The sequence below is a fragment of the Tahibacter caeni genome (genome assembly GCF_024609805.1).
Lineage (GTDB): Bacteria > Pseudomonadota > Gammaproteobacteria > Xanthomonadales > Rhodanobacteraceae > Tahibacter > Tahibacter caeni.
Genome location: NZ_JANFVR010000344.1, coordinates 1 through 4,895, shown reverse-complemented (window position 1 = coordinate 4,895; position 4,895 = coordinate 1). Strand labels below are relative to the sequence as shown.

The window sequence follows — 4,895 nt, the reverse complement described above, 5'->3', positions numbered from 1 at the left end:
CAGCGCGCCGGCCACGCCGCTGCCGCGCAGCCGCAGCGGCCGCAGTCCGGCGGCGGGCGTCGGGCGCGCCGCGATGAGTGGTGCCATGACACGCATGCGGCCGGTCCTTGCGCACTGTTGAGGCGCGCAGAGACTGCCGCAGCGCCCGCTCCCGGCGCAAATCCTTGCGCGCGGGCTTATCCCTGTTGTCTGATCCGGTATCGGATTCTGATACCGGAACAGCCATGAGCGCGGGCCAGACCCTCGTGCGCAACATCCGCAGCGTGCTGCGCCAGCGCGGCATGACCTACCGCCAGCTGGCCGAGCTGCTGGGTCTCAGCGAGCCGACGATCAAGCGCGACCTGAGCCGCGGCGATTTCTCGCTGGCCCGGCTCGACCGCATCTGCGAGGTGCTGGACCTGAGCCTGTCCGATCTCGTCGACGGCGGCCAGGCGCCGAGCGCATTGCACGAGCTCAGCGAAGCGCAGGAACGCGCGCTCGTGCGCGATCCGCAGCTGCTGCTGATGACCTATCTGCTCGTCAACGACTGGAAGCCCGCCGAGATCATGGCGACCTACGCGTTCGACGAGGCGCGGCTGGTCAGTGCGCTGCTGCGGCTGGACGAACTCGGCATCATCGACTACCGGCCGCCGCGCCGGGTCAAGAAGTTGACCGCGCGCAATTTCGCCTGGCGCAAGGACGGCCCGGTGCACGAGTTCTTTCTCGCGCGCGTCGCCGGCGAGTTCCTGCGCGGCGCGTTCGACGGCATCGGCGACGAACTGCGGTTCCTCAGCGGCATGCTGTCGCTGGGCTCGCGCACGCGCATGAAGGCCGCGCTGGGCCGGCTCGCCCAGGAATTCGACGAGCTCGCGCGCCAGGACGCGCGGCTGCCGCTGGCCGCGCGCGACGGTTTCAGCCTGATGCTCGCGCTGCGTCAGTGGGAGTTCTCCGAGTTCACGCGTCTTCGACGCCCGCGCAAGTCATCATGACGAACACGCGCAGCCGCGGGACGCGGCACTGGTGCGGACATGTCAGAATGCAGCCGGCCGCGGGTCGGCCTCTGCTCAGGAACGTACGGACATGAAAACGACACTACGCCTTCTGCCTGCGGCGCTGCTCGCCGCGCTCGCGCCCGCCGCCTGGGCCGAGAAACCGCTCGCGCTGGACCGCTTCTACATCTCGGCCGGCGCTTACCAGGCCGACAGCGACGCCGACGCACGCATCGACGGCGACAACGGCGTGATCGGCACCGACGTGAACTTCGAGGACGACTTCGGTCTGACCAAGGACCGCGTCGTCGGCCGCCTGCGCTTCGGCTTCCTCGTCGGCGACAGCCAGGGCATCGAGGTCGACGGCTACCGCTTCCACCGTAGCGCGCGCAAGACGCTGGACCGCACGATCGTCTACGACGGCAGCACGTTCGACGTCGACGCCGACGTGCGCGGCGAACTCGACATGGATTTCGCGAGCGTGGCCTGGCGCTGGTGGCTTCCGGTCGGCGATCGCGACGTCTGGGGGCTCGGGCTGGGCGGCGGCTACTACCGCGTCGCCGGTAACGTCAGCGGCCAGGGCTCGCTCAACGGCGATGTGCAGCCGCTCGACCTGCACGAAAGCGCGTCGGCCTGGGCGCCGCTGATCGAGCTCGGCTGGCGCCATGCGTTCAGCGAATCGACGCGCATCTACGCCGACGTGGCCGGCGTGCGCAAGAACAACGGCTCGCTGACGGGACACATCTACAACCTGTCGCTCGGCGTCGAGTACTTCCCGTGGCGCAATTTCGGCTTCGGTCTCGAATATGGCGCGCAGCGCATCCGCGTCGAAGCCGACAAGCGCAGCTTCGACGGCGTGCTCAACGTGCATCTCAGCGGCCCGTCGGCGTTCGTGAAGCTGCGTTACTGATACCGGCGGCGGCCGCGGTGCTGCCGCGGGCCGGCGTCGTGCCGCGGCAGTCGGCGCCGAGGTCTTCGGTCAGGCTCAGCCGCGCCGGCGGCACGGCGAACTGCAGCCGGCGCCGCATGGCCGGCGTGATCCAGATCGCGCCGTCGTCGGAGACGAGCACGACGCAGGCCACGCCGAGGCCGCGCGCGGTGCGCACGAGATCCTGCGCGCCGGCGATCATCAGCGTGGTCGACGCCACGTCGGCGACGACCGCGTCTCCATGGATCACGCTGACCGCGGCCGTGCCGCCGGCCGGGCGGCCCGTGCGCGGATCCAGCACGTGGCCCCAGCGTTGGCCTTCGACTTCGCGGAACTTGTTGTAGTTGCCCGACGAGAACAGCGCCTCGTGGCCCTGCAGCTCGACGCCGGCGAGCTGCTCGTGCTGCGGCGAGCTGATCGCGACGCGCCAGGGGCGGTCGCCGGCCCGGCCGAGCGCGAGCACGTCGCCGCCGACGTTGATCAACGCGTTGCCGATGCCGCGTTCGCGCAGCAGCGCGGCGATCTGCTCGGCGGCATAGCCCTCGGCCAGGCCGTTGAGGTCGAGCTGGATCGCACGGTTGGCCGAAACCACGGTGCCGTCGTCGGCGATGCGGAGATCGTCCATGCGCGGCCGCGTCGCGAGTGTCGCGGCGATGTTGCCGTCGGGCGGCGCCGGCGTCGTGATCGGATAGTCGCTGGTATGGAAGCCCCAGAGATCGACGAGGCCGCCGATCGCCGCATTGAACAGGCCGTCGCTGCTCGCGTAGGCGTCGCGCGCCGCGCGCAGCAGGCCGGCGAGCTCGCGCGAGGTCTGGTAGGGCTCGCCCTGGGCGATCGCGGCGTTGAGCCGCAGCAGGTCGCTCATCTCCCAGGGGTGCCAGGCGCGCTGGTCGCGCTGCAGCACGTCGCCTATCGCGCCGAACGCGGCGGCGGCGGCGGGTTCCGGCACGCCGCGCAGCTCGACCTGGGTCAGCCCGCCGAAGATCACGAAGCTCGCCTTGCGCGGCGCCTGCGCCTGCTGCTGCCGGTACAGCCAGGCGCCGCCGAGCAGCAGCGCGACGGCGAGCACGGCGAACGGGACGAGGCGGCGCACGGGTTTCAGTCCCGGCCCTGGCGGCCGCGCTCGAGCCAGCCCCGGACCAGCGCCTGATCCTCGGGACTCACGTCGATGAAGCGCAGGCCGATCCAGTGCTGGCCCGGCACGCTGGCCGCCTCGGTCCACTGCTCGTGCATGCCGATCTCGACCTGCTGCGGCCGGCCGCGCGCGTCGGGCAGCTCGAACGCGAACTGGTACAGCGCGTTCTCGCGCGCCGGCCGCTCGGTGACCAGCATCATGCCGTCGATCGACAGGTTGCCGATGCGTCCGGCCGGTTCGCCGGTGATCGCATTGGTGACCTGGATGACTTCCTCGGCGCGGCGGCGCGGCGCCCGGCGGTGCTCGACCATGGCGATTCCTCAGGTGACGGGCTGCGGCGCGGGCTTGCCGGAGAACTGGCGCAGGGTGCCGAGTATCGTCGACCAGGCGCGGTCGATCAGCGATTCGCGCTGCTCGCTGACGATGTGCGCCTGGCCGCGCACGAGATCGCGCGCCAGCTGCTGCAGGCTGCGTTCCTCGGTGCGCGCGCCGCGCTGGTTCACGAACAGGCAGCGGCCGGTCAAGGTGGAGAACCAGGACAGCTTGCGCCGCACGAGGTCGCCCTGCTGGTTCGTCACGAACTCGAACCAGGTGCCGTAGGGCAGGGTCTTCAGTCGTTCCAGGGTCTGCCGTTCCTCGGCGCTGAGCGCCGCTGGTTCGGCGGCGGCGGGCTCGGCGGCGACGGGTGCCGGCGCGGCGACCGCCGCGGGCTTCGTCGCACGCGAGGGCTCGGCCGACGGTGCGTCCTCGCCGAGGCGCGCCTTGTTCTTGAGCTTCAGTGCGAGCTCGGTGCGGCTGGCCGTGCTGTCGTCCTTGTTCGCCTCGCCGGTGTCGACGAGCTGCAGCAGCATGCTCTGCACGTCGTCGCCGTGGAAGCCGACCTGGCCCAGGCCCTGTTCGATCTCGCTGCGCAGCTCCGCGTCGTCGGCCGCCGTGCCGGCGACGAGCCGGTCGACGACGGCGAGCCGGCGGCGGTAGACGTCCGAGTCCTCGCCCTGGCGCAGGATGGTCAGCGCGAGTACGTCGGTCCAGGCCTGCTCGAGCAGCGCGCGCACGAGGCGCGGCACCTTGTGCTGGCGCAGGCGCTCGGCAACGGCCCGCACGGCGCTTTCGCGCGCGACGTCGAGGCGCTCGCGGCCCTTGGCCGCGTCGATGTGGCGGCGCTCGGCGACTTCGGCCTTGCGCGCCAGGGTGCCCATGTGCCGGCTCAGGTCGGTCAGCAGTTCGTCGAACAGTTCCTCGCGGCCGTCGAATTCGCTGCCGACGCGATCGACGACGAGCTGCATCTTCTCGACCAGTACGCGGTCGGTCTCGCCGTCGCCTTCGTCGATCCAGTACTGGCCGGTCTCGGCCACGGCGTTGAGCAGCTGGCGCGCCGGGTGGTTGCGCCGCGTGAAGAAATTCTTGTCGCGCAGCGCGACGCGCAGCACCGGCACCTGCAGCTTGGTCAGCAGCGCCTGCGTCGCGCCCGTCGGCCGCATGGTCTTGGCGATGAAATCGAACAGCATGCCGACGAGATCCAGCGTGTCGGCATCGATTGCGCTGAGCTGCGGCGGCCGGCCGTCCGGCGTGAACTGGCGCAGCTGGTTCAGCAGGTCCTGCTTGAGGTGGGCGACGCTGCGCTGGACCACGCGTCCGCCGAGCACGAGCGGCGCGGCCGGGCGGTTCTGCAGGCTGCCGAGCACGGCCTGCAGGTCTTCGCCGGTCGCGACGTAATCCGACAGGTTGGCGCCGGCGACCGGCGCCATCAGGCCGCGGCGGCCGGCGAGCAGCTCGCGCAGGGTGTCGAACAGTTCCGAATCGCGCGGATCGTCGCCGGCGTCGGCCGGTGCCGCCGTGCGCGCTGCGCCGGCCGGGGGCGCGG

General features: G+C 71.3%; 5 protein-coding genes. 2 read left to right on the top strand and 3 right to left on the bottom strand.

Annotation, left to right across the window (positions count from 1 at the left end):
* Nucleotides 1-224 precede the first annotated feature (224 nt).
* On the top strand, nt 225-968 hold the full coding sequence (locus NON22_RS20370; protein ID WP_257388813.1) for a helix-turn-helix domain-containing protein: 744 nt from the start codon (nt 225-227) through the stop codon (nt 966-968).
* Between the two features lie 91 nt (nt 969-1,059).
* Nucleotides 1,060-1,878: a hypothetical protein gene (locus tag NON22_RS20365; protein WP_257388812.1), complete on the top strand. Its 819-nt coding sequence runs from the start codon at nt 1,060-1,062 to the stop codon at nt 1,876-1,878.
* Here NON22_RS20365 and NON22_RS20360 read toward each other — a convergent pair.
* The 3 genes from NON22_RS20360 to NON22_RS20350 form a co-directional block, all read right to left on the bottom strand.
* Nucleotides 1,841-2,989, bottom strand: coding sequence for an FAD:protein FMN transferase (locus NON22_RS20360; RefSeq protein ID WP_257388811.1), 1,149 nt, complete (start codon nt 2,987-2,989; stop codon nt 1,841-1,843). The genes NON22_RS20365 and NON22_RS20360 overlap by 38 nt on opposite strands.
* Nucleotides 2,990-2,994: 5 nt before the next feature.
* Nucleotides 2,995-3,342 (bottom strand): PilZ domain-containing protein, encoded by a 348-nt coding sequence (locus NON22_RS20355; protein ID WP_257388810.1) that lies wholly within the window; start codon nt 3,340-3,342, stop codon nt 2,995-2,997.
* 9 nt (nt 3,343-3,351) lie between these two features.
* A partial coding sequence (locus NON22_RS20350; protein ID WP_257388809.1) for a DUF1631 family protein occupies nt 3,352-4,895 on the bottom strand: 1,544 nt, incomplete at its 5' end.